Origin of the sequence: Isoptericola sp. NPDC057559 (genome assembly GCF_042801555.1) — a bacterium.
Taxonomy (GTDB): domain Bacteria; phylum Actinomycetota; class Actinomycetes; order Actinomycetales; family Cellulomonadaceae; genus Isoptericola.
In genome coordinates this window covers 360308-383895 of record NZ_JBHVFQ010000002.1, presented here as the reverse complement: position 1 = coordinate 383895, position 23588 = coordinate 360308, and the positions used below count along the sequence as shown (strand labels likewise).

Genomic DNA, 23588 nt, shown 5'->3' with positions numbered 1-23588 from the left:
TGACGGCCGTCACGAACCGCCGTGACATCCTGACCCAACGGTTCGCGCCCCCCGACCGTCCGAGTGGGTGAGGACGGCACAAGGAGGGGCCATGAGCCGCTGGGAGGACGAGCTCGCGGAGCTCGCACGGGCACGAGGACGGGCCCTGGTGGGCTACGCGTACGTGCTGTGCGGGGACCAGCGGCTCGCGGAGGACCTGGTGCAGGACGCGCTGGTCAAGGTGTTCGCCCGGCTGCGCCGCGGCGCCGCCGACCGACCCGGGGTGCACGCGCTGGACGGGGGCGGGACCAGCGAGGCGTACGTGCGGCGCGCGATCCTCACCCTCTTCCTCGACGAGCACCGGCGGACGCGGCGCTGGACGTCGGCGCGCCACCTGGTGGCGACCGACGACCGTGTCCGCGGGGCGGCGTCGGGCGCGACGGCGCGGGCCGACGTCGCCGCGGCGCTCGGGCGGCTGACCCCCCGCGAGCGGGCGTGCGTCGTCCTGCGCTACTTCGAGGACCTCACCGTGCCGCAGGTGGCCGACACGCTCGGCCTGGCGCAGGGGACGGTCAAGCGCTACCTCTTCGACGCGACGGCGACCCTCCGCGACGTGCTGCGGGTGGACGCCGACGGCGCGGCCGCGCTCACGGGGACGACGGGGACGGGGGCCGGGCGATGACCACGAACCACGCACGGGACGACTGGGCGGACGGCCGCACCGACGAGGCGCTGCGCCGCGGGCTGGACACGCTGGCGGGCGCCGGGGCGCAGGCGTCGGCCCTGGACGCCGCGCTCGGGGACGTCCGCCGGCGCGTGCGGCGCCGCCGCACCGTCAAGCAGGCCGGGATCGGCGCGACCACGCTCGCCCTCGCCGGCGCGCTGGCGCTCGGCGGGGCGGCGCTGCTGCCCGACCCGCCCCGGCCGTTGCCGGGGCCGGCGACCACCCCGACGCCGACGCCGTCGGCCTCGCCCACGCCGTCCGACGGAGCCGCGCGGGACGCCCGGGGCACCGCCGGTGCCCGCGCCGTCGACACCATCCAGCCCGGGCACCAGCCGGGCTGGCTCGACGGGACGGACCTCTCGTGCGGCATGGCGGAGCGCGACGTCCCCGACAGCCCGGCCGGCTACCGGCTCGTCCTCGACGACCCCGACGACCCCCGGCTCGGCGGCGCGGTAGCGGACGGCGACGGCGCCACCATCACCCTGCCCGCACGGTTCACCCGCGACGCGGGCACCCCCGCGGGCACCGTGCTGCTCGGGCCCAGCCTGGTCTGGGCGCAGGACGGGCGCGTCGTCGACCTGGGGATCGACCGCACGGAGGAGCCGCTCACGCTGTCGACCGGGGAGACCTCGCGGGACGCCGAGGACTACGCGACCTCGACCTGCGACCCGGGCGGGATCGCCGAGGGCACCACGGCCTACCCGAACCGCCTGCCCGACGGCGACTACCACGTGCGGGCCTTCGCGGTGGTGTGGTCGCCGGAGCACGGGTCGACGGTCGTGACGTCGCCCAGGTGGCGGCGCGTCGTCCTCGACGACGACGGCGCGCGGCTCTCCTCGGCCGCGGACCGGGTGTCGGCGGAGGGCGAGTGCTCGGCGACCGGTCTGGACGTCCTGGACCCGGACCTGACGGACGTCCCGGAGCCGGCGCGCACCACCGTCGCCACGATGTTCACGGCGGCGCTGTCCTGCGACGACGAGACGCTCATCGCCCTCGCGGAGGCGTCGGGCCGGGTCGGCGAGAACTGGGACGGACGGTCGCCGCGCGAGCTCCTCGAGCTGCCCGCCGCCGAGCGCGACGAGGACGTCTACGCCGTCCTCGCGCGGCTGCTGTCGGAGACGAGGCCGTGCATCGGGGAGGTCTCGCACCTCGGGGGCCTCGAGGAGCTCTACGCCTGGCCCCGCATGGCCCAGCCCTGCGAGGCCGCGGCACCCGACTGGCAGGACGCGGTCGACGCCGGCGCCCTCACCGCCCAGGAGTCCGCGGACATGCAGGCGGCCGACGGCGGGCCCGCCTACGAGGGCTGGCGGCTCACGGTCGACGGCCAGGGCCGGTGGACGCAGCTCGTCGACGGCTACCTCGGGCCGCCGCGGGACTGACCGGTCCGGGGCGACGGCGGCCGGCGCGCGGCCAGGGGCCGCGTGGGAGGATGACGGTCATGCCCGACGTCGTCCCCGCAGCTGCCCGCGCCCACACCGAGGACCTCGGCGCATTCGTCGCCGCCTCGCCCTCGTCGTACCACGCCGCCGAGGAGGTGGCGCGCCGCGCGGAGGCGGCCGGGTACGTCCGGCTCGACGAGACCGCCGCCTGGGACGTGGCGCCCGGCGGCCGGTACGTCGTCGTCCGCGACGGCTCGGCGATCGCGTTCGCGCTGCCGCCGACGGCCGGCCCGACGACGCCGTTCACCATCCTCGGCACGCACACCGACTCCACGGGGTTCAAGCTCAAGCCGAAGCCCACGACCGGGCGCGACGGCTGGGTGCAGGCCGGCGTCGAGGTCTACGGCGGCCCGCTGCTGAACTCGTGGCTCGACCGCGAGGTGGAGCTCGCCGGCCGCCTCGTCACCGCCGACGGCGCCGAGCACCTGGTGCGCACCGGCCCGGTCGCGCGCATCCCGCAGCTCGCGATCCACCTGGACCGCTCCGCGAACGAGGGCCTGACCCTCGACAAGCAGCGCCACACGCAGCCCGTCGTGGGCCTCGGCGACGTGTCGCAGGCCGACGTGCTGGCCGAGCTCGCCGCGGCCGCGGGCGACGGCGTCGACGCCGCGGACGTGCTGGGCTACGACGTGGTGCTCGCCGAGACGCAGCCGGCGCGCGCCTTCGGCATCGGCGCCACCCTGTGGGCCTCGCCCCGCCTGGACAACCAGCTCTCCACGCACGCCGCGATCACCGCCCTGCTCGGCACCTCCCCGGAGGACCTGGCCGGGATCGGCGTGGTCGCCGCCTTCGACCACGAGGAGATCGGCTCGGGCTCGCGCTCCGGCGCGGCCGGCCCGTTCCTGGAGGACGTGCTGCGACGCGTGTGCGCCGGCCTCGGCGCGTCGGAGGACGAGCGGGCGCGCGCGTTCGCGGCCTCGCTGTGCGTGTCGTCCGACGTCGGGCACGCCGTGCACCCGAACTACCCCGAGCGGCACGACCCGGCCAACCACCCGCACGCCGGCGGCGGCCCGATCCTCAAGATCAACGCCAACCAGCGCTACGCGACGGACGCCCACGGGGCCGCCCGCTGGCAGGCCGCGTGCGCGGCGGCCGAGGTGCCGAGCCAGGAGTTCGTCTCCAACAACACCGTCCCCTGCGGCTCGACGACCGGACCGATCACGGCGACCCGCCTCGGCATCCGCGTGGTCGACGTGGGCGCCGCCATCCTGTCGATGCACTCGGCGCGCGAGCTCACCGCCGTCGTCGACCCGTGGTTCCTGTCGCGGGCCATGGGCGCCGTCCTCGCCGGCTGACCGTGCGCCGGGCGGCGGTCGGCCGCCCGGCGCGAGCGCCGTCAGCGGGCGCGCAGGATCGTCAGCACCCGTGACCTCGACGTGTCCCGGACCGTTGTGGATGTCCCGAGATAGACGGCGCGCACCGTGTGCTTGCCGGGCGCGACGCCCGCGGGAAGCGTCGCCCGCGCCCTGCCGACGTCGCCCGCGGTCAGACGGACCGTCGCCACAGTCCGCCCGTCGACCTGCACCGCCACGCGGCCGCGCACCGTGACGTCGGACGGAGACGCGACGGTGACGACGACCTTCGCGCGGGCCGGCCGACGCACCCGGTCGTCCACGAGCCGCACCGAGGCGGTCGCCACGGCCTTGCGCACCGTCACCGGCCGCTCCACGCGGCGGGAGGCCACGGTGGACGACCCCAGATACCGCACGGACAGGGTCCGCGACCCCACGGGGAGCGACTTCCCGCCGACGCGGACCGTGGCCCAGCCGTCCCTGAGCGTGGCCGAACCGACCTTCGACGAACCGCGGTACACCACCACGGGCCCGGTCGGCGTCACCCCCGACGCGGCGACGTGGACCCGCAGAGAGTGGCCCTGCCCGTACCGCCACGGCGTCCCGACGACGGACACCGAGGCCGTCGGCGTGGCCCTGCCGACCGTGACCGGCAGGGTGGTCGTGCCGGCCGCCACCGTCGACGACCCGAGGTACTTCACGGTGAGCTGGCTCGACCCCACCGGGATCGCGCGGCCACTGACGGACACGCTCGCCACGCCCCGGGACACCGTCGCCGACCCGACCTTCGAGGATCCCCGATAGACCTCGACCACGCCGGCGGTCGTGACGCCCGGCGCCGCGACCCGGACCGCGACCGTGTGCGCACGCCCATAGGTCCATGCACCGCCCGGCGCGGTCGCGGACACCTGGGGAGGGACGACGACGGCGAGCCGCCCGGTCCATGTCTTGCGGTCGAAGTACGGTGGCGCGCCACGGTCGGTGGGGTCGAACCGCACCTCCAGGGCGTGGCTGCCCGGCGACAGCGGGGAGGTCGGCACGACGACGCGCACCGGCCCGTCGCCCGTCGCCCACCCGTCGTCCACGACGCTGCCGTCGACCAGGACGGTGTAGGCACCATCGAGGGGGCCGCCCCGTGACGAGGCGGCCCAGACGACCAGCTCGAGCTCCGTACCCCGGACGACACGCCAGTCGGGGTCCGACGGCGTGACGACGAGGTTCACCGGGATGCCCCGGACCGTCGCCCGCGCACGCAGGCTCGTCGCGGCCGTCGGGTTCTCCTCCCTGGGTTCCCAGGACACCACGTAGTCGTAGTCGCCGGGCGGCAGCGGCGCCGTGTCGATGTCGACGACGGCCTCCCGCACGCCGTCGAGCTCCGCCACGCCCAGCACGACGTCGTCGTCCGTGTACCCGAGCTCGGCGTCGTCCTGCCCGACGATCGCCCGGAGCACGAGCCCTCCCACCGGGACCGTGTCGTCCTCGACCCCCAGCCGCACCGTGAGAGCGGTCCGGTCACCGCGGCGCCACTCGGCGGGCCCGTCGACCTCGAGGGTGGTGACGGCCTTGGGCAGCACCTCGACGTCGACCTCCGCCCAGGACGCCCTCGTGACCGGGCTGACGTACGCCACCAGCAACCGTCGAGGTCCCGGCAAGGTCTGCACCGAGGGGTCGAACGTCGGGAAGTCGACGTGCGCGGCCCCGCCGGAGATCGCCGTCGTGCACGTCGGTTCGGCCCACCCTTCGACCTCCTTGACGCAGAGCCGCCCGTCCGGCGCAGGCTCTCCGCCGAGCGTGACGTGGACGTCGATTCCGATGTCGCTCCCGTGCCGGACGGCGGCTGGTGCCTCTGCGGTGACGTCGGCGGCGGAGAGCGGCCCACGCCAGATGCCATAAGTGCGCCCGTCAGCCTGCTCGGCCACGGCGGCAAATCCCAGGTTCCCTCCCGGGAGGCCCGGGAGCGCGAGCTGTGCGCCCCACTGGAGCACCGTCCCGTCGTCGAGCACGACGACGGCGGTCTCGTCACCGGCGGAGAGCCCGACGACCGTCCGGTCGCCGTGCGGCTGCAGGGGGTCGCCCAGGCCGTCACCGAGGCTGACGACGCGGCCCCGCGCCGTGACGGCGAGCGCGTACCGGCCTCCCGCGTCCGTGCCGACGAACTCGTCCCCCGCCTCCGGGACGATCACCCGGGCGGCGGACTCGCCGTCGTAGCCACAGGTCACGACCGCCCCGTCCGAACGGAGCGCCGACCATGCCGACCCTCGCGCGCTGACCGTCGCGTACGCCGTGCCAGGTTCGGGCTGCCAGGCCGGCGCGCACGCGAGGAGGTCGCCGTGCTCGGGCTTGGCGAAGCCGACGAGGCGACCGTCTCCGCGAACCGCGTACTGCACGTCGTCGCCTGCGGTCACGCCGACGAACCCCGAACCGTCCGGGTCGGCGGGCAGGATCTGGTCCCACTCCCAATAGTTCGACACGAGCGCGCCGGTGCTCGTCACACCGAATGCGCCGCCACGGCGGTTGGCCGCGACCTGCACCAAAGTCGCCTCCTGAGGAACACCGTGCAAGAGGTTGGTCGCCCACGAGGAGCTGCTGTCGAGCTGCGCGACCGTCCCGCTCGCGCGCACAGTCCCGACGTGACCGTACGAGCCGAAGAGGGCGACGTCGTCGTCGCCCTCCGGGGCCTCCGGCATGAACTCCGGGTACGCCGCCGGCTCGGTCGACATCGCGTACGACGGGCCGACGGGGTCGAAGGGGCCGAGCTGGGCGACGCTTCCTCCGCGAGCCACCGGAACCCCGTCGGGGACGAAGCCGGACACCGCCGGTTCGGCATCCGCACCCGCGGCGAGTTTCGGCGTGGCGGTGGCTCCGGGCGCCAGGGTGAGGACGAGCGCGGTCGACACGAGGCCGATGACAAGAGCCCGGGAGCGCCGGCCGTGGAACGGGTGGAGGGACGTGCGCATCGACTCTTGGCTCCTCGGTCATCCGCCAGGACGATCGGAAGATACCGGGCACAGCCGACTCACAGCAATGGTCCCGGGGGCACCCACCGGACCTTCGCCTCGCCCCCCGCGCCAGCGCCGCGCACGACCGGGGCCGCAGGCTCCGCGGTCGGGCTCAGCGGAGGCCGAGCTTGCGCGTGCAGGCGGGCCACTGGCCCCAGCCCGCGCGGTCCTGCAGGATCTGCGCGCGCTTGGTCTGCTCGGCGCGGCCGTGGCGGTGCGGCAGGCCCTTGCCGCCGACGGCGCGCCAGGTGCGGCCCGTGAACTGGTAGAGGCCGTAGTACCCGTTGCCGGTGTTGGCGCGCGGGTTGCCGCCCGACTCGCAGCGGCCGAGCTGGCCCCACACGTTGCGCGTCGTGAGACGGGTGGCGGCGACCCAGCCCGTGCGGCCACCGGGCACGCGCACCTTGACGCGGTTGACGTCGCGGCCGGTGGTGCGGGCCAGGAGCTTCACGGTGGTGCCGAGGCGCACGTGCCTGACCACCTTCGAGCGGCCGCTCATGTCCTTGCGGACGGCGACCAGCTTCTTGGTGTAGCGGGTGCCGGCCACGTCCCGGAGCGGCACCGACGTGAGCGCGGACTTCGCCGCCCAGCCGACGCGCCCCGAGGGGGTGCGGACCTTGAGGCGGTACCGGCCACGCTCGAGGACGCGCACCTTGGTGCCGTCGTCGGGCCGGGCGACCGTGCGGGACCTGCTCGACGGCGTCGTCGTCAACCGCGCCCGGTCCGCCTTGACCCAGCGGGCGCCGAGCCCGCTGGTCGTGGCGGCGGCGGTCGTGGTGGTGGCGGTCGCGGGAGCGGCCGCGGCGGGCACCACGAGGGCGGAGGTGACGAGCGCGCCGGCGACTGCGGCCACGACGGAGCGTCGCGAGGTGGATCGAGGCATGCGTACCAGGGAACGGTGTCACGATCGGATAACAAAGCCGGTCCGGGAATGGTCACACCCTCTTCACCGGATGCCGATGCCATTCCCGATCAAACGTTGAGGTGCCGCGCCTTCCGCGCGAATTCGTCTTTGGCGGACATGCCCGACCCGGCCCCTCCCCGGCCCCGGACCCCCGGCCCTCCGGGCCCTGCCCGCGCGGTGCGAGACTGTCGCCCGTGCCCGCCGACCCCACCCCCGCGTCCGAGCAGCACCCGCTGCTCGACGTGCTCACCGCGCGCGGCGCGCGGGCGGACCGGCTGACGCACGTGCGCACCTTCCCGGCCCGGGAGGGTGTCACCGCCGACTGGCCCACCTGGGCCGACCCGGGCGTGGTCGACGGCTACCGTGCACTCGGCGTCGCGCGGCCGTGGGCGCACCAGGTCGAGGCCGCCGACGCCGCCTGGGCCGGGCGGCACGTCGCGCTCGCCACGTCGACCGGGTCCGGCAAGTCCCTCGCGTTCTGGCTGCCCGCCCTCACGGCGGTGCGCGGACCCGCCCCCGCCACCGTGCTGTACCTCTCCCCCACCAAGGCGCTCGCCGCCGACCAGCTCGTCGGCCTCGAGCGCCTCGTCAGGGCGATGCCCGACGGCGCCCCGCGCCCCCGTGTCGCGACGTGCGACGGCGACACCCCCACCGACGAGCGTCGCTGGGTGACCGAGCACGCCGACGTCGTGCTCACCAATCCCGACTTCCTGCACTTCTCGATGCTGCCCGGCCACCGCCGCTGGGCCCGGCTGCTGCGGGGGCTGCGCTACGTCGTCGTCGACGAGGGGCACGCGTACCGCGGCGTCTTCGGCGCGCACGTGTCGCTCGTGCTGCGGCGGCTCGCCCGCCTCGCCGCCCACTACCGCCCCTCGGACCGGCTGGCCCCGGCGGGCACCACGGCCTCCGCGGGCCCGGTGTTCGTCGTCGCGAGCGCCACGACGGCCGAGCCGGCGGTGAGCACCGCGCGGCTGGCCGGCGTCCCGCTCGACGACGTCGTGGCCGTCACGGCCGACTCCTCGCCCGCGGGACGTCGCACGTTCGCGCTGTGGCAGCCGCCGGAGGTGGCCGGCTTCGAGCGCTCCCGTGCCTCGGGCGAGGCGCCCACGCACGAGGACGACCCGTGGGCCCTGCCCGACCCGCTGGACCCGACGCACACCGAGCAGGAGGCCGACGCCGTCCTCACGCCGCGGGGTGCCGCCGCGCACCCGCGCCGGTCGGCGACGGCGGAGACCGCGGACCTGCTCGCCGACCTCACCGCCTCCGGCGCCCGCACGCTCGCCTTCACCCGGTCCCGGCGCGGGGCCGAGTCGGTGGCGCAGCAGGCCCGCGACCACCTGCGGCCGGTCGCGACCGACCTCGGCGCGCGCGTGGCCAGCTACCGCGGCGGGTACCTGCCCGAGGAGCGGCGAGCCCTCGAGGAGGCCCTGCGCACGGGCGAGCTGCGCGGGCTGGCCACCACCAACGCGCTCGAGCTCGGCGTCGACATCTCGGGGCTCGACGCCGTGCTGGTGGCCGGCTGGCCCGGGACCCGCGTCTCGCTGTGGCAGCAGGCGGGGCGCGCCGGGCGTGCCGGGGCCGAGGGGCTGGTCGCGTTCGTCGCGCGCGAGGACCCGCTGGACACCTACCTCGTGACGCACCCCGAGGCCGTGTTCGACGCCGCCCTCGAGGCCACCGTGTTCGACCCGTCGAACCCGCACGTGCTCGCCCCGCAGCTGTGCGCCGCCGCCCAGGAGGTGCCGCTGCGCGCCGAGGACCTCTCCGCGTTCGGCGACCCCGACGCGGTGCGCGAGGTGCTCGACGTGCTGGTCGCGCGCGGCGCCCTGCGCCGCCGCCCGTCCGGCTGGTACTGGACGCACGCGCAGCCCGCGTCGGGGATGGCGGACCTGCGCGGCTCCGGCGGGCGGCCCGTCCGCGTCGTGGAGGCGACCACCGGGCGGCTGCTCGGCACCGTGGATGCCGGGTCGGCGGACGGGCAGGTGCACGACGGCGCGGTGTACGTGCACCAGGGCGCGACGTTCGTCGTGGACCACCTGGACCTGGAGGACCACGTGGCGCTCGTGGTGCGCAAGGACGTGGAGCACGGCACGTGGTCGCGCGAGGTCATGGAGATCGCGATCGACGACGAGGGTCACCGGCCGGTCGAGGGCCGCGACTGGGGTCCCGTGCGCTGGGGCCTCGGCCCCGTGGAGGTGACGAGCCAGGTGGTGAGCTTCCAGCGCCGCCGCCTGCCCGACATGCAGGTGCTCGGCACCGAGCCGCTCGACCTGCCGTCCCGGACGCTGGCCACCACCGCCGTCTGGTGGTCGGTGCCCGAGTTCGTGCTGCGCGCGGCGGGCGTCTCCCCCGACGAGGCGCCGGGTGCGCTCCACGCCGCGGAGCACGCGTCGATCGGGCTGCTGCCGCTGCTCGCCACCTGCGACCGGTGGGACCTGGGCGGCGTGTCCACCGAGCTGCACCCCGACACGGGCGAGGCCACGGTGTTCGTGTACGACGCGTACCCGGGCGGGGCCGGCTTCGCCGAGCGGGGCTACGCGCTCGGCGCCCGCTGGCTGGCGGCCACGCGTGACGCGATCGTCGCCTGCTCGTGCGCCGACGGCTGCCCCGCCTGCGTCCAGTCGCCCAAGTGCGGCAGCGACAACGCCCCCCTCGACAAGGCCGCCGCCGTGCGCCTGCTCGACGCCGTCCTGTCGCACGCCCCGGAGGCCGCCACCGCCTGACCGTCGGTGACCGGGCGACGACGAGGTGCGCGGGCCCGAGGCCGGAGGCGACAAAGAGGGGACCGGCGGTTTGTGCGCCACCACGCTCGCGCCCGGGCCGGCGGAACCTACCATCGTGAGGTGACTACTCAGATCGACCTCGCCGAACGCCGCAGTTCCCGCGAGGAGACGCGCGTGGACCCCGCCAACGCCCGTTCGTGGCTGTTGCTGTCGGCCCTGCGCGACGACATGTTCGACTCCGCCCAGCTCTCCCGGGCGGACCAGGTCATCCTCGACTGCGAGGACGCCGTCGACGACAGCCGCAAGGACGAGGCGCGTCAGAAGGTGCTCGACTGGTTCGCCGGCGGCGGACGCGCGTGGGTGCGCATCAACGAGCGCGGCTCGGGCGCCTGGGCAGACGACGTGCGCCTCCTGCGCGACGCGTCCGGCCTGTCCGGCGTGATGCTCGCCAAGACCGAGTCCCCGGACCAGGTGATCGACACCGTGCAGCGCCTCGGCGGGAACGTGCCCGTCATCCCGCTGGTGGAGTCCGCGCTCGGCATCGAGGACTCCGTGAGCATCGCGCGCGCGCCCGGCGCCTTCCGCCTGGCCTTCGGGTCCGGCGACTACCGTCGCGACACGGGCACCGCCAACGAGTCGCTCGCGATGGCGTACCCGCGCTCGCGCCTCGTCACCGCCAGCCGCATCGGCGGGCTGCCCGGCCCGATCGACGGCCCGACCGTCGGCACCAGCCACGCCCTGCTGCGCGAGCAGTCCGCCGACGGCGTGGCGCTCGGCCTGACCGGCAAGCTCTGCCTGGACCTCGAGACCCCGGCCGTCATCAACGAGTCGTTCAGCCCGTCGTCCGCGGACGTCGCCTGGGCGATCGACTTCCTGGCCGACTTCGAGGCGTCCGGGTCCGTGATCCGCGACGGCTCGGACAAGCCGCGCCTGGCCCGCGCCCGCAAGATCAGCGAGCGCGCCGCGCTGTTCAACGTCAACCCCTCCTGACGTCCCGCGGGCCGCTCCCGCCGCTCCATCCGGACGCGCCGACCCCGCCGCGCCTGCCCGGACCACCACGGTCCGCGCAGGCGCGACGGACCCGCCCGTGCCGACCGGAGGCCGCGGGCCGGCCCGCGCACCCGCGACCGCGTGGCCGAGGGCGCGGGACCACGGCCCCGCCGCCGGCCCGAGCGGAGCCCGCACGACCCGCACGCCGAGCGTGCCGGCGTCCTCCGGGACGCACGCCACCAGCTCGCCGCCGTTGCGACGCACCGCCTCGGCGGCCGTCGCGCAGGGGTCGGCACCCTGCCGCCACGCCGTCGCCCCCGCCAGGGCGGCGAGGTCCGCCGCCGCCTGGGCCGAGCCCCGCGCACGCTGCGCGGATCCCAGGGCCCCGACGGCGAGCGCCAGCAGCACCAGCACCGCGGCGACCGCGAGCACCAGCACCGTGCCCGCGCCACGGTCGCCGCCGCCCGCCTGCCTCACGGCTCCACCCAGGCGGTCGCGTCCCCCGACGCCCGCACCGGCGCCCCGGCGAACCACCCGCCGACCACCGGCCGCGTGACCGTCACGCGCACCCAGGCGCCGTCGCGGGACACGGTCACGGCGGCCTCCCCGCCGCCCACCTGGGCGACCGCCTGCCGCGCCGTGGCGTCGTCCTCCCCGATCGCGTAGGCGCGAGCTCCCGCCCGGGCCGCGTCCAGGGCACGCATCTGTGCCGTGGACGCGGCCGCGAGGCTGAGCACCGCGACCAGGAGGAGCACCACGACCGGCAGCCCGACGGCGAGCTCCGCCGTCACCGCGCCCCGCTGCCCATCGCGTCGAGGCCGGCCGCCGCCCCGAGGGTGGTCCTCGCCGCGCTGCCGTCTCTCGCTGGGTGCGTCCGCCGACCCCTCGACACCGGGGCGGTGCCCGGGTGCCCGGGCGGTCCGAGCGTCCGGGCCGGCTCCTGACCTGCGGTGCCGCGTCATCAGATCGACAGCGCCGAGCTGATGATGCCTTCCAGCAGGCCCTTCACCATGCCGCTCTTGAGCACCGCGATGAGCAGGCCGGCGAACCCGACCGCTGCCACCGTGGCGACGGCGTACTCGGCGGTGGCCAGCCCGGCCTCCGGGTCGAGCTGCCCGCCACCCGGGGGCCCGCCGGCGTGCTGCGCGGCCCCCTCGTGCCCGGCCCGCTCGTGCCCGGTGCTCTCGCGCCGGGGGCTCTCGTCCTCGGTGTTCCCGTGGTCGTCCCTCATGTCTCCTCCGTGATCTCTCGATGGCCGGCCGGGATCCCCCGGCCGGTCGTGACGCGCGAGCCCGGGTGGGCAGGCGCGGTGGCCCGGGCGTTCCGGGTCGTCGGTGCTGGTCGCGGTCACCCGGACAGCAGGTCGAGGCCGAGCGCCAGGAGCACGGGCACGAGGCCGATCAGCACGAATGCGGGCAGGAAGCAGGCTCCGAGCGGCAGCACGAGACGCACCGCCAGCCGGGCCGCCGCGGTCCGGGCGGCCGAGCGGCGCGCGTGCAGCAGCTCCTCGCCCGCCGCCCGCAGCGCGCCGGACGGTGACGCGCCGTCGGTCCACGCCCCGCGCAGCGCGCGGGGCACCGGCCCGAGCCGGTCGGGCGCGCGCCGCCACGCACTCTCCCAGTCGGCTCCGAGCCGCAACGCGTCGGCGGCGGCCCGCAGCCCCGCCGCGTCCGGGGTCCCTCCCGAGGCCTCGTCGAGCGCCGCCCCGGTCGCGTCGAGGGCGCGCGGCACGCCTGCCCCGGAGCGCAGCGCGGCGCCCAGCAGCTCGAGCAGCACGGGAACGTCCACCGGCGCACCCCGCGGCCCGCGCTCGTCCTCCGCGGGACGACGATCGGTGGGCAGCCGCGACGCCCGCCGCCGGGTGGCCGCTGCGGCGACCCACCAGGGCAGGGAACCGACCAGCACCAGCGCGGCGACGGCCCAGGCCGCACCGGTGGACGTCCCGGCGGCCAGCAGCCCGGTCACGCCGCCGCCTCCCCGGCGGAGCGGGCGGCGGCGACGAGCCGGCCGGTCCAGGCCCGTCCGGCCGCGAGGAGCAGCAGCCCGAGGCAGACGGCCGCGGTCCCGGCACCGCCGTCGAAGGCCGTGGCGAGCGGGTCGGCTCCCAGGGCCCACCCGAGCAGCGCGCCCAGCAGGGGCAGCCCGGTCAGCACCCGGGCCGTCGCACGAGGACCGGCCAACGAGGCCTCCCGCTCGGCGCGCGCCTCCGCCTCGGCGACCAGCGCGCCCGACACCGCGTCGAGCACGGCGGCCAGCGGGGCCCCGACGTCGCGGGCGAGCACGGCGCCCGCGACCACCGACCGGGCGTGGCCGTCGCCGCCGACCACGGGTGCCAACGCCGTGGCGTCCGGCACCCCGGTGGCGTCCACCGGCACGCCGAGAGCGCGCGACCAGGCGGCCGCCGGCGGTGCCCCGGCGCGCAGCAGGGCGATCACCTGCGCCACGGCGACCCGCACCGCCTCCGCTCCGACCACCGGGCCACGACGGTGTCGCAGCAGGCCGGACCCGCGCGCCGCCCGCACCGTGACGTCCGTCCGCGTGAGCGACGTCGCCCGTCGCCCGCACGGAGCGAGCAGGAGCCAGGCCGCGAGCGCCACCCACCACCCGACGGCCAGGCCGGGATCGGCACCGGCCCCCGGCGTCACGGCGCCCACCGCGCGACCAGCTCGTCCCAGGCCTTGTCCGTCCGAGGCGTCGTGCCGGGCTCCCAGGCGGCCGCGCGCCTCACGACGAGCCGCCCGTCGGCGCCGCGACCCACCACGCCGATCTCCGCGAGGTGGCGGTTGCCGCCACGGCGCCGCAGGTGCAGCACGACGTCCAGCGCGGCCGCCGCCTGCGCGGCCACGGCGTCCCGGGGCATCCCGGCGAGGGCCGCGAGCGCCTCGAGCCGGGCGGGCACGTGCTCGACGGCGTTGGCGTGCACGGTGGCCATGCCACCGTCGTGGCCGGTGTTCATCGCCAGGAGCAGCTCGCGCACCTCGGCACCGCGGCACTCCCCGACGACGATCCGGTCGGGCCGCATCCGCAGGGCGCCCCGCACCAGCTCTGTGAGTGTGACCTCGCCGACGCCCTCGACGTTCGGGCGCCGGGCCGCGAGGGAGACCACGTGCCGGTGCCGGGGCGCGAGCTCGCGCGCCTCCTCGACCACGAGCACGCGCTCGTCGGGCGGCACGAGGGACAGCAGCGCGGCGAGCAGCGTCGTCTTCCCGGTGCCGGTGCCACCGGTCACGAGCAGGTTCGCCCGCCCGGTCACGAGGGCACCGAGCAGCCCCTCCCAGTGCGGCGGCAACCCACCGCCGGCCACGAGGGTCCGCACGGAGTGCGCCGCCTGCCGCAGCACCCGGAGCGCGATCACCGCACCGGCGGGGGCGACGGGCTCGACGACGGCGTGCAGGCGCGTGCCGTCGGGCATCCTCGCGTCGACGGTGGGCGCGGCGTCGTCGAGGCGTTGCCCCGCGACCGCCGCCATGCGCACGGCGAGCGCCCGCACGGCGTCCGGGGTGCCCAGGTCGAGGTCCGTCCGGTCCAGGCCGGCGCCTCGGTCCACCCAGACGTCGCGCGGACCGTTGACGAGCACGTCGGAGACGTCCGGGGCGTCGAGCAGCTCCTGCAGCGGCCCCGCCCCGGTGAGCTCGGCCCGCGCCGCGCGGGTGAGGTCGCTCAGCGCGGCGGAGCCGAAGACGCGGCCCGTGGCCCGCAGCGCCGCGCGCACCGCCTCGTCGTCGACCGCGGTGCCGGCCGCGCCCACGCGGGCCCGCACGTCGTCGAGCAGGGCCCGGTCGACGAGCGGGAGGCCGGCCGTCACGACGCCCCCGCCAGCGCCGCGACGAGCGACGCGGCGGCCCGTCCGAGCGGCGACCGGCGGCCGACGGGCGGCCCGTCCCCGCGGTCGACCGCGGCGGGCAGCCGCCCGTCACGACGGACCGTGACCGCGACCCGCAGACCCAGGGCCTCCTCCAGCGCCCCGGCGTCGACACGGCCGGGGGCGGGTCCTCGGGCGACGAGCCACGGCTCGGGCGCGCCGAGGTCGGCCAGCTGGGCGCGCGCCGCGAGCGCCCCGGACACGCCGGGTGCGCTGCACGGGGTCACCAGGAGCACCGCGTCCGCGGCGGCCACGAGCATGCGGGTGCCGGCGGTCCACGCGGCAGGACGGGGGAGGTCGAGCACCACCGTCTCGCCGCCGCGCAGCAGCCCGGTGCAGACGTCCACGACCACGGCGTCGTCGGGACGCACGGGCTGCAGGCGGGCCCCGGAGAGCACGGGCACCGACCGCCAGCGCGGCAGGGCGGCGACCAGCCCGACACCGTCGACGTCGCCGCGGGCGGCGGCGAGCTCGGGCCACCTGGCACCGGCCTCCTGCTCGATGCCCAGCAGGACGTCCGCGCCGGGGCCGGGGAGGTCGAGGTCGACCAGCACGGCACCTTCCCCGTCGCGGCGCAGCGCCTGCGCGAGGGCTGCCGCCAGGACGCTCGTCCCGGCGCCGCCGCACGCACCGAGGACGGCGACCGTCCGCCGTCCTCGGCCTGTCGCCCACGGTCCCCGGGCGGCGGGCCAGCGGGCCGACCCGCCGACGGGTCCGGGCACTCCCGGCGGGGCGCCTCGCGGGACCGTGGCGGGCGCGGGAGCCGCGGCCACTCCGGGGCCGGGCAGCGTGCTGGTGGGTGCGTCGTCCATGCGCCCAGGCTGGGCCGGCCGCGGCGCCGGCCACGGCGTCGCGCCGTGATCTGTGGACGGCCGCCTCCTGGGGACGGCCTCCCGCCCGCGTCAGACCGCGGCGGCGTCCTCGGCCGCGTCCTTGGCCGCCGCGGCGACGGCCCGGCCGGCGACGCCGTCGGCGGCGGCGACCTCCCCGCCCTCGGCTACGACCGCGTCCCCGGTCCCGTCCCGGCGCGCCCGCTCCCGCTCCGCGCGCAGCGCGGGCAGGAAGCACAGGACGCCGAGCACGCTGAACCCGCCGCCGAGCATCATCGCGAGCGGCGTCGACCAGCTCTGCGCCACCCAGCCCAGCGCGGGCGAGGCGACGGCGTACGAGGCGAACGCCAGCATCGAGGCCATGGACAGCACCGTGGAGCGGTTCTCGCGCCGCGCCTCGCGGTGCAGCAGGGCGTTGTAGGACGGCCCCGAGCTCCCGTGCAGGCCGTAGGTGACGAGGTAGGCGACCACCAGCATCGCCGGGCCGCCGGCGAGCCCCATCCAGACGGCGCCGAGCCCGTTGAGGACCCGGGACGCCATGGCCGTGCGCGCCACGCCGAACCGGCGGGACGCCAGCCCGCACAGTGCCGCACCCAGGGCGAACGTCCCCCACCCGACGGAGGCGACCGGGCCCATGACGGCACCGGCCTGCGCCTCGCCCCCGAGCAGCTCGGACAGGCGCACCGGCTGCAGCGACTCGAAGACGACCATCGCGGTGGACGCGAACAGCTCCACGAGCAGCAGGCCGCGCAGCACGCGGTTGTCGCGGGCCAGCCGCAGGCCCGACGCGATGCTCGCCGGCGCCTCTCGGGCCGAGTCGGCGACGTTCCGCAGCGCGGCGCGCCAGCGTCGGCGCGGCCCCGTCGGGCCCGGGGCGGCGCCACCGGTGCGCCGCGGCGCCTCGCGCACCAGCAGCGCGACCATCACGAGGTGGGCCACGGCGAGCACGCAGTACGCCGCGTACGGCAGCGCGAGCGCCGACCACGCCGTCAGCGGGTGCCACCAGACCAGGCCGCCGGAGACGAGCGCGCCGAGCGCGATCGAGACCCCGAGCACCGTGCCCTGGTGGGCGAGCGTGCGGTCGACGTCGGCCCCGGGGTGCTCGGCGTGCACGGCGTCGACGAACCAGGCCTCGAGCGGACCGGAGTCCAGCGCACGGAACAGGCCCATGAGGGCCGCGGCGGCGAAGAACGCCCAGAGCGACTGCGCCAGGAGGAACGTCGTGGCGGCCAGCACCTGCGCGACGGCGGACGCGACGAGCATCGGCCGTCGTCCGACCGCGTCGGCGGTACCGCCGGTGGGCAGCTCGAGCGCGAACACCACCAGCCCGGTGACCGACGCGAGCGTGAGGGTCTGGCCGACGGTCAGGCCGCGCTCGATGGGCAGCAGCGTCGTGATCGACACGACGAGGCCGACGGGGAACCACCGGGTGGCCGTGAGGAGGAGGAAGACCTTCTGCGGGCTCATGACTCGTCCTCGCCCTCGGCATCGGCCGCGCCCTCGGTCTCGGCCGCGCCCCCGGTCTCGGCGGCGGTCTCGGCGGCGGGGACGTCGTCGGGGGCGAGGGGGAACAGGAAGCGCCACAGGTGCAGGCGCCGGGCACGGGGGTCGCCGGCGCCGATGTGCAGGTACTTGTTCACGACGGCCTCGAGCTCGTCGGACAAGGCCCGCGCCTGCTCGGGCGTGACGTCCACCCAGGTGTCCGTCATCCCGGCGACGTCGGTCCACTCCCTCGGCCAACTGTCCGCGACGTCGAGCCAGTGCGCGTAGTTGGTGTCGAACTGGCGGTGGTAGTCCCGCACCAGCCAGCCGAGCGCGGTCTGTGCGTCCTCGTCGCCGCCGAAGTCGGAGTCGGTCCAGCCGTGGCTCTCCGTGGCCGCCTGCCAGAGCCGCTCCTTGCCGCGCCCCTCCCCGGTGTCGGTGACGAGGCCGACGGACTCCATCTTGCGGAGGTGGTAGCTGGTGGCGCCGGTGTTGGTCGACAGCTCGGCGGCGAGCGCCGTGGCCGACGACGGCCCCTCCCGGCGCAGCGCGCCGAGCAGGCGGGACCGCAGGGGGTGGGCGAGCACCTTGGCGGCCTCGGCGGTGAGCTCGAGGTGGGTGTACGGGCGTTCCGGCGTCTCGTCCATGCGTGCACAATAAGCATGCACAACTCTTCTGCACAAGAGTTGTGCACAGAAATTGTGCATGGACAGCCGGTCGAGGGGTCCGACCCTCCGGCTAGGCTCTGGGCCGTGACCGACCAGGGACCGGACCCGCGCGAGACGTCACCGTCGAGGACGGCGACACCGCGGTCGCGCGTCGCCGCGTTCTTCGACCTCGACAAGACGATCATCGCGACGAGCTCGTCGGCCGCGTTCTCCAAGCCCTTCTACGCCGGGGGCCTCATCACCCGCGGCGACGTGCTGCGCAGCGCCTACGCGCACCTCCTCTACTACGCGGGCAACGCCGACGCCGACCAGACCGAGCGGATGCGCAAGCACCTGTCCGAGCTCGCGACCGGCTGGGAGGTGAGCAAGGTGCAGCAGATCGTCGCCGAGACGGTGCACGAGCTCATCGACCCCTACGTCTACGCCGAGGCCGTGGACCTCATCGCCGAGCACCACGAGCTGGGGCACGACGTGGTCATCGTCTCCGCGTCCGGGGCCGAGCTCGTCGAGCCCATCGCCACGGTGCTCGGCGCCGACCACGTCATCGCGACGCGGATGGCGGTCGAGGACGGCCGCTACACCGGCGAGATCGAGTTCTACGCGTACGGCGAGCAGAAGGCCGAGGCCGTCGAGCGGCTCGCCGCCGAGCGCGGGTACGACCTCGAGCGCAGCTACGCCTACTCCGACTCCGTCACCGACGCGCCGATGCTGGCCACCGTCGGGCACGGGTTCGCCGTCAACCCGGACAAGACGCTGCGCCGCGTCGCCGCCGAGAACGGCTGGGGCGTGCTCACCTTCTCCCGCCCCGTGGCGCTCCGCTCGGCCCTCCGGCCGCCCGCCGTCGCCCTCGCCGCGGGGGGCGTCGCGGCCGCGGGCGTGGCCGCCTGGCTGCTCCGCCGCTGGTGGGTGCGCCGCCGCGCCTGACCGCTTGCGCCCCCGCACGGGGTGACGTTCCATGGATGAAGACAGCCGGACGCAGGACCCACGCACAGGAAGTCCACGGTTGAGGACCCACTCGGTGGGAACGGCCCCACCCAGTGATCGGATCAAGCGCCTGATACCCGCGTCCGGGCTGGCGGGCACGGCGCTCGGTCGGACTCGACTCCCGGGCGCCGTCCTCGTGTCCGCTCAGACCTCTCGGCCGTGCCACTCCGCGGCAAGGATCCCGTACGTGTAGCCGTCGACCCACCCGAGCTCGTCGTGCCACGAGTCCTGGACACCGTGCTGCTCGCGCCGCATGCCCACCTTCTCCATCACGCGCCACGAGGCCGCGTTCGCGGCGAAGCAGCCGGCCGTGACACGGTGCAGGCCCAGCTCGGCGAACGCGACCTCGAGCAGACCGCGCGCGATCGCGGTGGCGACGCCGCGGCCCGCGTACGACGGGTCGACCAGGTAGCCGAGCGACCCCTCCGCGCCGCGCCAGACGTCGCCCTGCGACTGCCCCATCCCGTCGCTCACGGACAGCGAGCCCGTCCCGACGACGACGCCGTCCAGGTCGGCGACGGCGCCGTGGTCGGTCGGGTCGTCCACGGACGCGAGCCACGACGCGCGGAACCGGTCCGGGTCCACCTGCGTCCGCAGCAGCCAGCGGGTCACGTCCGGCCGGTTGCGCCAGCCGAGCACCTGGTCCAGGTCCGCGGACGTGGGCGGGCGCAGCACGATCGGGCCGGACCGCCGCGGCCACGTCACCTCAGGGGTCGTCATGGTGCACGTCTACCAGGCCGGACGCCGGCGGCCCTACCGAATATCGCCCGGAGGACGCCGGAGGCCGGGCGCCCGGCAGACCCGTTTTGCGAGGAGTGCGGCCGAACCGTGGGACGACGTGACCCGGGTCACCAGCGAGGTCTAGACTCCCGACGGCGAGGCCCCGCGGGCCCGTCGTCCCCGGCCACGACGTGTCGTGCCGGCGGACCGCACCAGAGACGATGCGCACCGGAGGTAAGCGTGCCAGAGAACGAGACCACCGCCCCCAGCCTCGAGAACCTGCTGCACGAGACGCGAGCGTTCCCGCCGAGCCCCGCGTTCGCAGCGGCGGCGAACGCCCAGCCGTCCCTGTACGAGGAGGCGAAGGCCGACCGGCTCGGGTTCTGGGCCGACCAGGCGCGGGAGCTCGTCACCTGGTCGACGCCGTTCACCCAGACGCTCGACTGGTCCGGGGCGCCGGTGGCGCGGTGGTTCGCCGACGGCAAGCTCAACGCCGCGTACAACGCGGTGGACCGGCACGTCGAGGCCGGGCGGGGCGACCGCGTCGCCCTCCACTTCGAGGGCGAGCCGGGCGACACCCGCACCGTCACGTACGCCGACCTGCAGGCCGAGGTGTCCCGCGCCGCCAACGCGCTCACCGCCCTCGGCGTCGGCAAGGGCGACCGTGTCGTCGTCTACCTGCCGATGCTCGTCGAGTCGGTCGTCGCGATGCTCGCCTGCGCCCGCATCGGCGCCCCGCACTCCGTGGTCTTCGGCGGCTTCTCCGCCGACGCGCTGCGCAGCCGCATCGCCGACGCCGAGGCGAAGGTGGTCATCACGGCCGACGGCGGCTTCCGTCGCGGCGCCCCGTCCGCCCTCAAGCCCGCCGTCGACGAGGCGCTCGCGCCCAAGGACGGCGAGCCCGCCACCACCGTCCAGCACGTGCTCGTCGTGCGCCGCACCGAGCAGGACGTCGAGTGGACCGACGGCCGCGACGTCTGGTGGCACGACGCCCTGGAGCAGGCCGACCCGGTCCACGAGCCGGTCGAGGTGGACGCGGAGCACCCGCTGTTCATCCTGTACACGTCGGGCACCACGGGGAAGCCGAAGGGCATCCTGCACACCACGGGCGGCTACCTGACGCAGGCGGCGTACACCCACAGGAACGTCTTCGACCTCAAGGCCGAGAGCGACGTCTACTGGTGCACCGCCGACATCGGCTGGGTCACGGGGCACACGTACGTCGTGTACGGCCCGTTGACCAACGGCGCCACCCAGGTGATCTACGAGGGCACCCCGGACACCCCGCACCGCGGCCGCTGGTGGGAGCTCGTCGAGAAGTACAAGGTCTCGATCCTGTACACCGCGCCCACCGCCATCCGCACCTGCATGAAGTGGGGCGAGGACATCCCCGGCGGCTTCGACCTGTCGAGCCTGCGCGTGCTCGGCTCGGTGGGCGAGCCCATCAACCCCGAGGCCTGGATGTGGTACCGCCGCGTCATCGGCGGCGACACCGCGCCCATCGTCGACACCTGGTGGCAGACCGAGACGGGCGCCATCATGATCAGCCCGCTGCCCGGAGTCACCGCGACGAAGCCCGGCTCGGCGCAGGTCGCGCTGCCCGGCGTCGTGGCCGACGTCGTGGACGACGAGGCGCACTCCGTGCCGGACGGCGGCGGCGGGTACCTGGTGCTGTCGGAGCCGTGGCCGTCCATGCTGCGCGGCATCTGGGGCGACCTGCAGCGCTTCAAGGACACCTACTGGTCCCGGTTCGAGGGCCTCTACTTCGCCGGCGACGGCGCGAAGAAGGACGAGGACGGCGACATCTGGCTGCTGGGCCGCGTGGACGACGTCATGAACGTCTCCGGCCACCGCCTGTCCACCACGGAGATCGAGTCCGCCCTCGTCTCGCACGACGTCGTGGCCGAGGCCGCCGTCGTGGGCGCCAACGACGAGACCACCGGCCAGGCCGTGGTCGCGTTCGTCATCCTGCGCGGCGAGCACGCCGACCGCGGCGCGACCCCCGAGGGCGCGGCCGAGGTGCAGGAGGAGCTGCGCGCGCACGTCGCCAAGGAGATCGGCCCGATCGCCAAGCCGCGCCGGATCCTCGTCGTCCCGGAGCTGCCCAAGACCCGGTCCGGCAAGATCATGCGCCGCCTGCTGCGCGACGTCGCCGAGAACCGCACCGTCGGCGACGCGACCACCCTCGCCGACTCGTCGGTGATGGACCTCATCGCTGCGGGCCTCTCGTCGGCCAAGCCCGGCTCGGAGGACTGACTCCCCCAGCGCACGACGCGGCGGCCGGGACCTTCGGGTCCCGGCCGCCGCGTCGTTCCCCGACCGGGTCAGAGACCGGACGCCGTCCCCTCGCTCGACGTCCCGCTGCCGTCCTGCTGCCCGGGCAGCCGACCGCCGGGGAACGAGCCCCGGTCGTCGGGCTGGAAGCTGCCGGGCCCTGCGTCGCGCCCGCCCCAGGTGGCCGCGCCCGCGCCCACCAGGGCGCCGAGCAGCAGCGCGATCCCGGCGACGACCGCCACGACCGGTGTCGTCCACAGGCGGCGCGAGCGCGCCGGAAGGTGCTGCTGCCCCGCCGGGAACCCGCGCGGGTCGGCCGGCGGCGGCGCGTACTGCTGCGCCCCGTATCCGGGGCCGGGGTACCCCGGCTGCGGGGACACCGGCCCGGGAGCCGGCGCCGGGCCGGGTCCGGGGCCGGCGGGGGACGGGGTGCGGGTGTCCTGGCTCATCGCTGTCTCCTCGAGGATGCGTGCCGGTCGGGACGACAGGACACCAGGCTTCCCCGGGACCGACCTGTGGCCGGCCTGGGACGACGCTGGCACGGACGTCGACCCGGTCCCCGACTCCGATCCTCGCCCCCCGATCCCCGCCCCCGACGGGACCGACCCGGCGAACCTCGGCGACAATGGGCCCGTGCCCCTGACGCCCTCGCTCTCCTTCGGCCCCCTCGACCCCGCCGCGCAGGACGCCGTGCGCGCGCTCGCCACGGCGGCGGAGCAGCACGACGGCGTCGCGCCGCTGTCGGAGCAGCCGCTGCTGCGGCTGGGCACCGACGCGGACTGGCTGACCCACGTCGTCGCGCAGGACGGCGACGGCGCGACGGTCGGCTACGCCCAGGTCGACCGCGGCGGCGACGACGCGAGCGCGGAGCTGGTCGTGCACCCGGACCACCGCCGCGCGGGCGTGGGCAGCGTGCTGCTGCGCACGGCGGAGCGCGACGCGCGCCTGCCGATGTTCTCGGGCGCGCCGGGCCAGCGCGGCAAGCCGCTGCGCGTGTGGGCGCACGGGGACCTCCCGGCGGCGCGGGGGCTCGCGGCCGCGCGCGGCTACGAGGTCGCCCGTGAGCTGCTGGTGCTGGCCCGCACGCTCGGCCCCGAGGACGCCGCCCGCGACCTGCCCGACCTGCCGGGACTCACGTGGCGCACGGTGCGCCCGGGGGCCGACGACGAGGCGTGGGTGCGCCTGAACGCGCGCGCCTTCGCGGACCACCCCGAGCAGGGACGACTCACCGTCGACGACCTGCACGACCGGCAGCGCGAGCCGTGGTTCGACCCCGAGGGCTTCTTCCTCGTCGAGGACGCTGGCGCGCCCGACGCCGCCCCGCTCGGGTTCCTGTGGACCAAGGTGGAGACCGGCCCGCTCGACGACGGAGGCGGCACGGGCGAGGGCCGCACCGGCGAGATCTATGCCGTCGGCGTCTCCCCCGACGCGCAGGGCCGTGGCCTGGGCCGCGCGCTCACCGCCGTCGGGCTGCGTCACCTGGCCCGCGTCGGCTGCGACCGCGCCGTGCTGTACGTGGACGGCGACAACGCGGCCGCGCTGGCCACGTACGCGGGAGCGGGCTTCGAGCGGGCGGCGGCGGACGTCCAGTACGCGCGCCCCGCCGCCCCGGACGCGGCGTAGCCCACCCGCCCGGCCCGGCGCCCGGCACGCCGGACCTTCCCCGAGCAGCCACGATGCGGACGCCCGGTCCCTGCGGCACCCGCTGGACACCCGCCGTT

General features: G+C 76.4%; 20 protein-coding genes and 1 pseudogene. 8 read left to right on the top strand and 13 right to left on the bottom strand.

Annotated elements, in window-relative coordinates; genetic code table 11:
- The first annotated feature begins 91 nt into the window (after window positions 1–91).
- The 3 genes from ACFU5J_RS04755 to ACFU5J_RS04745 are packed head-to-tail and all read left to right on the top strand — an operon-like array spanning window position 92 to window position 3437.
- Window positions 92–661: a sigma-70 family RNA polymerase sigma factor gene (locus tag ACFU5J_RS04755; protein WP_430577993.1), complete on the top strand. Its 570-nt coding sequence runs from the start codon at window positions 92–94 to the stop codon at window positions 659–661.
- Window positions 658–2082 carry a hypothetical protein gene (locus ACFU5J_RS04750; protein ID WP_430577992.1) on the top strand — a complete coding sequence of 475 codons (1425 nt, stop codon included), beginning with the start codon at window positions 658–660 and terminating at the stop codon, window positions 2080–2082. The genes ACFU5J_RS04755 and ACFU5J_RS04750 overlap by 4 nt, the downstream gene beginning before the upstream one ends.
- 59 nt (window positions 2083–2141) lie before the next feature.
- Window positions 2142–3437: a M18 family aminopeptidase gene (locus tag ACFU5J_RS04745; RefSeq protein ID WP_430577991.1), complete on the top strand. Its 1296-nt coding sequence runs from the start codon at window positions 2142–2144 to the stop codon at window positions 3435–3437.
- Between the two features lie 41 nt (window positions 3438–3478).
- On the opposite strand, the gene ACFU5J_RS04740 is transcribed toward ACFU5J_RS04745, so the two are convergent.
- Window positions 3479–6391, bottom strand: a complete 2913-nt coding sequence (locus tag ACFU5J_RS04740; RefSeq protein ID WP_430577990.1) for an Ig-like domain repeat protein — start codon at window positions 6389–6391, stop codon at window positions 3479–3481.
- 154 nt (window positions 6392–6545) lie between these two features.
- The gene (locus tag ACFU5J_RS04735; protein WP_430577989.1) at window positions 6546–7316 is read right to left on the bottom strand and encodes a transglycosylase family protein; all 771 of its coding nucleotides are present in this window, start codon (window positions 7314–7316) and stop codon (window positions 6546–6548) included.
- A 215-nt stretch (window positions 7317–7531) separates the two neighbouring features.
- On the opposite strand from ACFU5J_RS04735, the gene ACFU5J_RS04730 reads away from it, so the two are divergent.
- Window positions 7532–10057 (top strand): DEAD/DEAH box helicase, encoded by a 2526-nt coding sequence (locus ACFU5J_RS04730; protein ID WP_430577988.1) that lies wholly within the window; start codon window positions 7532–7534, stop codon window positions 10055–10057.
- Window positions 10058–10177: 120 nt separating this feature from the next.
- Window positions 10178–11047: an HpcH/HpaI aldolase/citrate lyase family protein gene (locus ACFU5J_RS04725; protein ID WP_430577987.1), complete on the top strand. Its 870-nt coding sequence runs from the start codon at window positions 10178–10180 to the stop codon at window positions 11045–11047.
- Window positions 11048–11221: 174 nt separating this feature from the next.
- On the opposite strand, the pseudogene ACFU5J_RS04720 reads toward ACFU5J_RS04725, so the two are convergent.
- The 9 genes and pseudogenes from ACFU5J_RS04720 to ACFU5J_RS04680 form a co-directional block, all read right to left on the bottom strand.
- Window positions 11222–11455 (bottom strand): annotated as a pseudogene (locus ACFU5J_RS04720) (Rv3654c family TadE-like protein); the annotation flags it as partial.
- A gap of 65 nt (window positions 11456–11520) precedes the next feature.
- Complete coding sequence (locus tag ACFU5J_RS04715) at window positions 11521–11838, bottom strand: TadE family type IV pilus minor pilin (RefSeq protein WP_430577986.1); 318 nt, start codon at window positions 11836–11838, stop codon at window positions 11521–11523.
- A 170-nt stretch (window positions 11839–12008) separates the two neighbouring features.
- Entirely contained in the window at window positions 12009–12278 is a 270-nt protein-coding gene (locus ACFU5J_RS04710) for a DUF4244 domain-containing protein (protein WP_430574221.1), read from the bottom strand.
- Between the two features lie 116 nt (window positions 12279–12394).
- Window positions 12395–13012, bottom strand: a complete 618-nt coding sequence (locus tag ACFU5J_RS04705; protein WP_430577985.1) for a type II secretion system F family protein — start codon at window positions 13010–13012, stop codon at window positions 12395–12397.
- Window positions 13009–13692: a hypothetical protein gene (locus ACFU5J_RS04700; protein WP_430577984.1), complete on the bottom strand. Its 684-nt coding sequence runs from the start codon at window positions 13690–13692 to the stop codon at window positions 13009–13011. Before ACFU5J_RS04700 ends, ACFU5J_RS04705 begins: the two co-directional genes overlap by 4 nt.
- The gene (locus ACFU5J_RS04695; RefSeq protein ID WP_430577983.1) at window positions 13689–14852 is read right to left on the bottom strand and encodes a TadA family conjugal transfer-associated ATPase; all 1164 of its coding nucleotides are present in this window, start codon (window positions 14850–14852) and stop codon (window positions 13689–13691) included. The genes ACFU5J_RS04700 and ACFU5J_RS04695 overlap by 4 nt, the downstream gene beginning before the upstream one ends.
- A complete protein-coding gene (locus ACFU5J_RS04690) occupies window positions 14849–15721 on the bottom strand; it encodes a P-loop NTPase (protein WP_430574217.1) in 873 nt (290 codons plus the stop codon). Before ACFU5J_RS04690 ends, ACFU5J_RS04695 begins: the two co-directional genes overlap by 4 nt.
- 90 nt (window positions 15722–15811) lie before the next feature.
- The gene (locus ACFU5J_RS04685; RefSeq protein ID WP_430577982.1) at window positions 15812–17206 is read right to left on the bottom strand and encodes an MFS transporter; all 1395 of its coding nucleotides are present in this window, start codon (window positions 17204–17206) and stop codon (window positions 15812–15814) included.
- On the bottom strand, window positions 17203–17868 hold the full coding sequence (locus tag ACFU5J_RS04680; protein WP_430577981.1) for a winged helix-turn-helix domain-containing protein: 666 nt from the start codon (window positions 17866–17868) through the stop codon (window positions 17203–17205). Before ACFU5J_RS04680 ends, ACFU5J_RS04685 begins: the two co-directional genes overlap by 4 nt.
- 105 nt (window positions 17869–17973) lie before the next feature.
- Here ACFU5J_RS04680 and ACFU5J_RS04675 point away from each other — a divergent pair, with 105 nt between their 5' ends.
- Entirely contained in the window at window positions 17974–18813 is an 840-nt protein-coding gene (locus ACFU5J_RS04675) for an HAD family hydrolase (RefSeq protein WP_430577980.1), read from the top strand.
- 204 nt (window positions 18814–19017) lie between these two features.
- Here ACFU5J_RS04675 and ACFU5J_RS04670 read toward each other — a convergent pair whose 3' ends face one another.
- Complete coding sequence (locus ACFU5J_RS04670) at window positions 19018–19593, bottom strand: GNAT family N-acetyltransferase (RefSeq protein ID WP_430574213.1); 576 nt, start codon at window positions 19591–19593, stop codon at window positions 19018–19020.
- Between the two features lie 240 nt (window positions 19594–19833).
- Here ACFU5J_RS04670 and acs point away from each other — a divergent pair, with 240 nt between their 5' ends.
- Window positions 19834–21849 (top strand): acetate--CoA ligase, encoded by a 2016-nt coding sequence (gene acs / locus ACFU5J_RS04665; RefSeq protein ID WP_430574212.1) that lies wholly within the window; start codon window positions 19834–19836, stop codon window positions 21847–21849.
- A gap of 68 nt (window positions 21850–21917) precedes the next feature.
- Here acs and ACFU5J_RS04660 read toward each other — a convergent pair whose 3' ends face one another.
- The gene (locus ACFU5J_RS04660) at window positions 21918–22316 is read right to left on the bottom strand and encodes a hypothetical protein (protein WP_430574211.1); all 399 of its coding nucleotides are present in this window, start codon (window positions 22314–22316) and stop codon (window positions 21918–21920) included.
- 184 nt (window positions 22317–22500) lie between these two features.
- On the opposite strand from ACFU5J_RS04660, the gene mshD reads away from it, so the two are divergent.
- Window positions 22501–23490: a mycothiol synthase gene (gene mshD / locus ACFU5J_RS04655; RefSeq protein WP_430577979.1), complete on the top strand. Its 990-nt coding sequence runs from the start codon at window positions 22501–22503 to the stop codon at window positions 23488–23490.
- Window positions 23491–23588 lie beyond the last annotated feature (98 nt).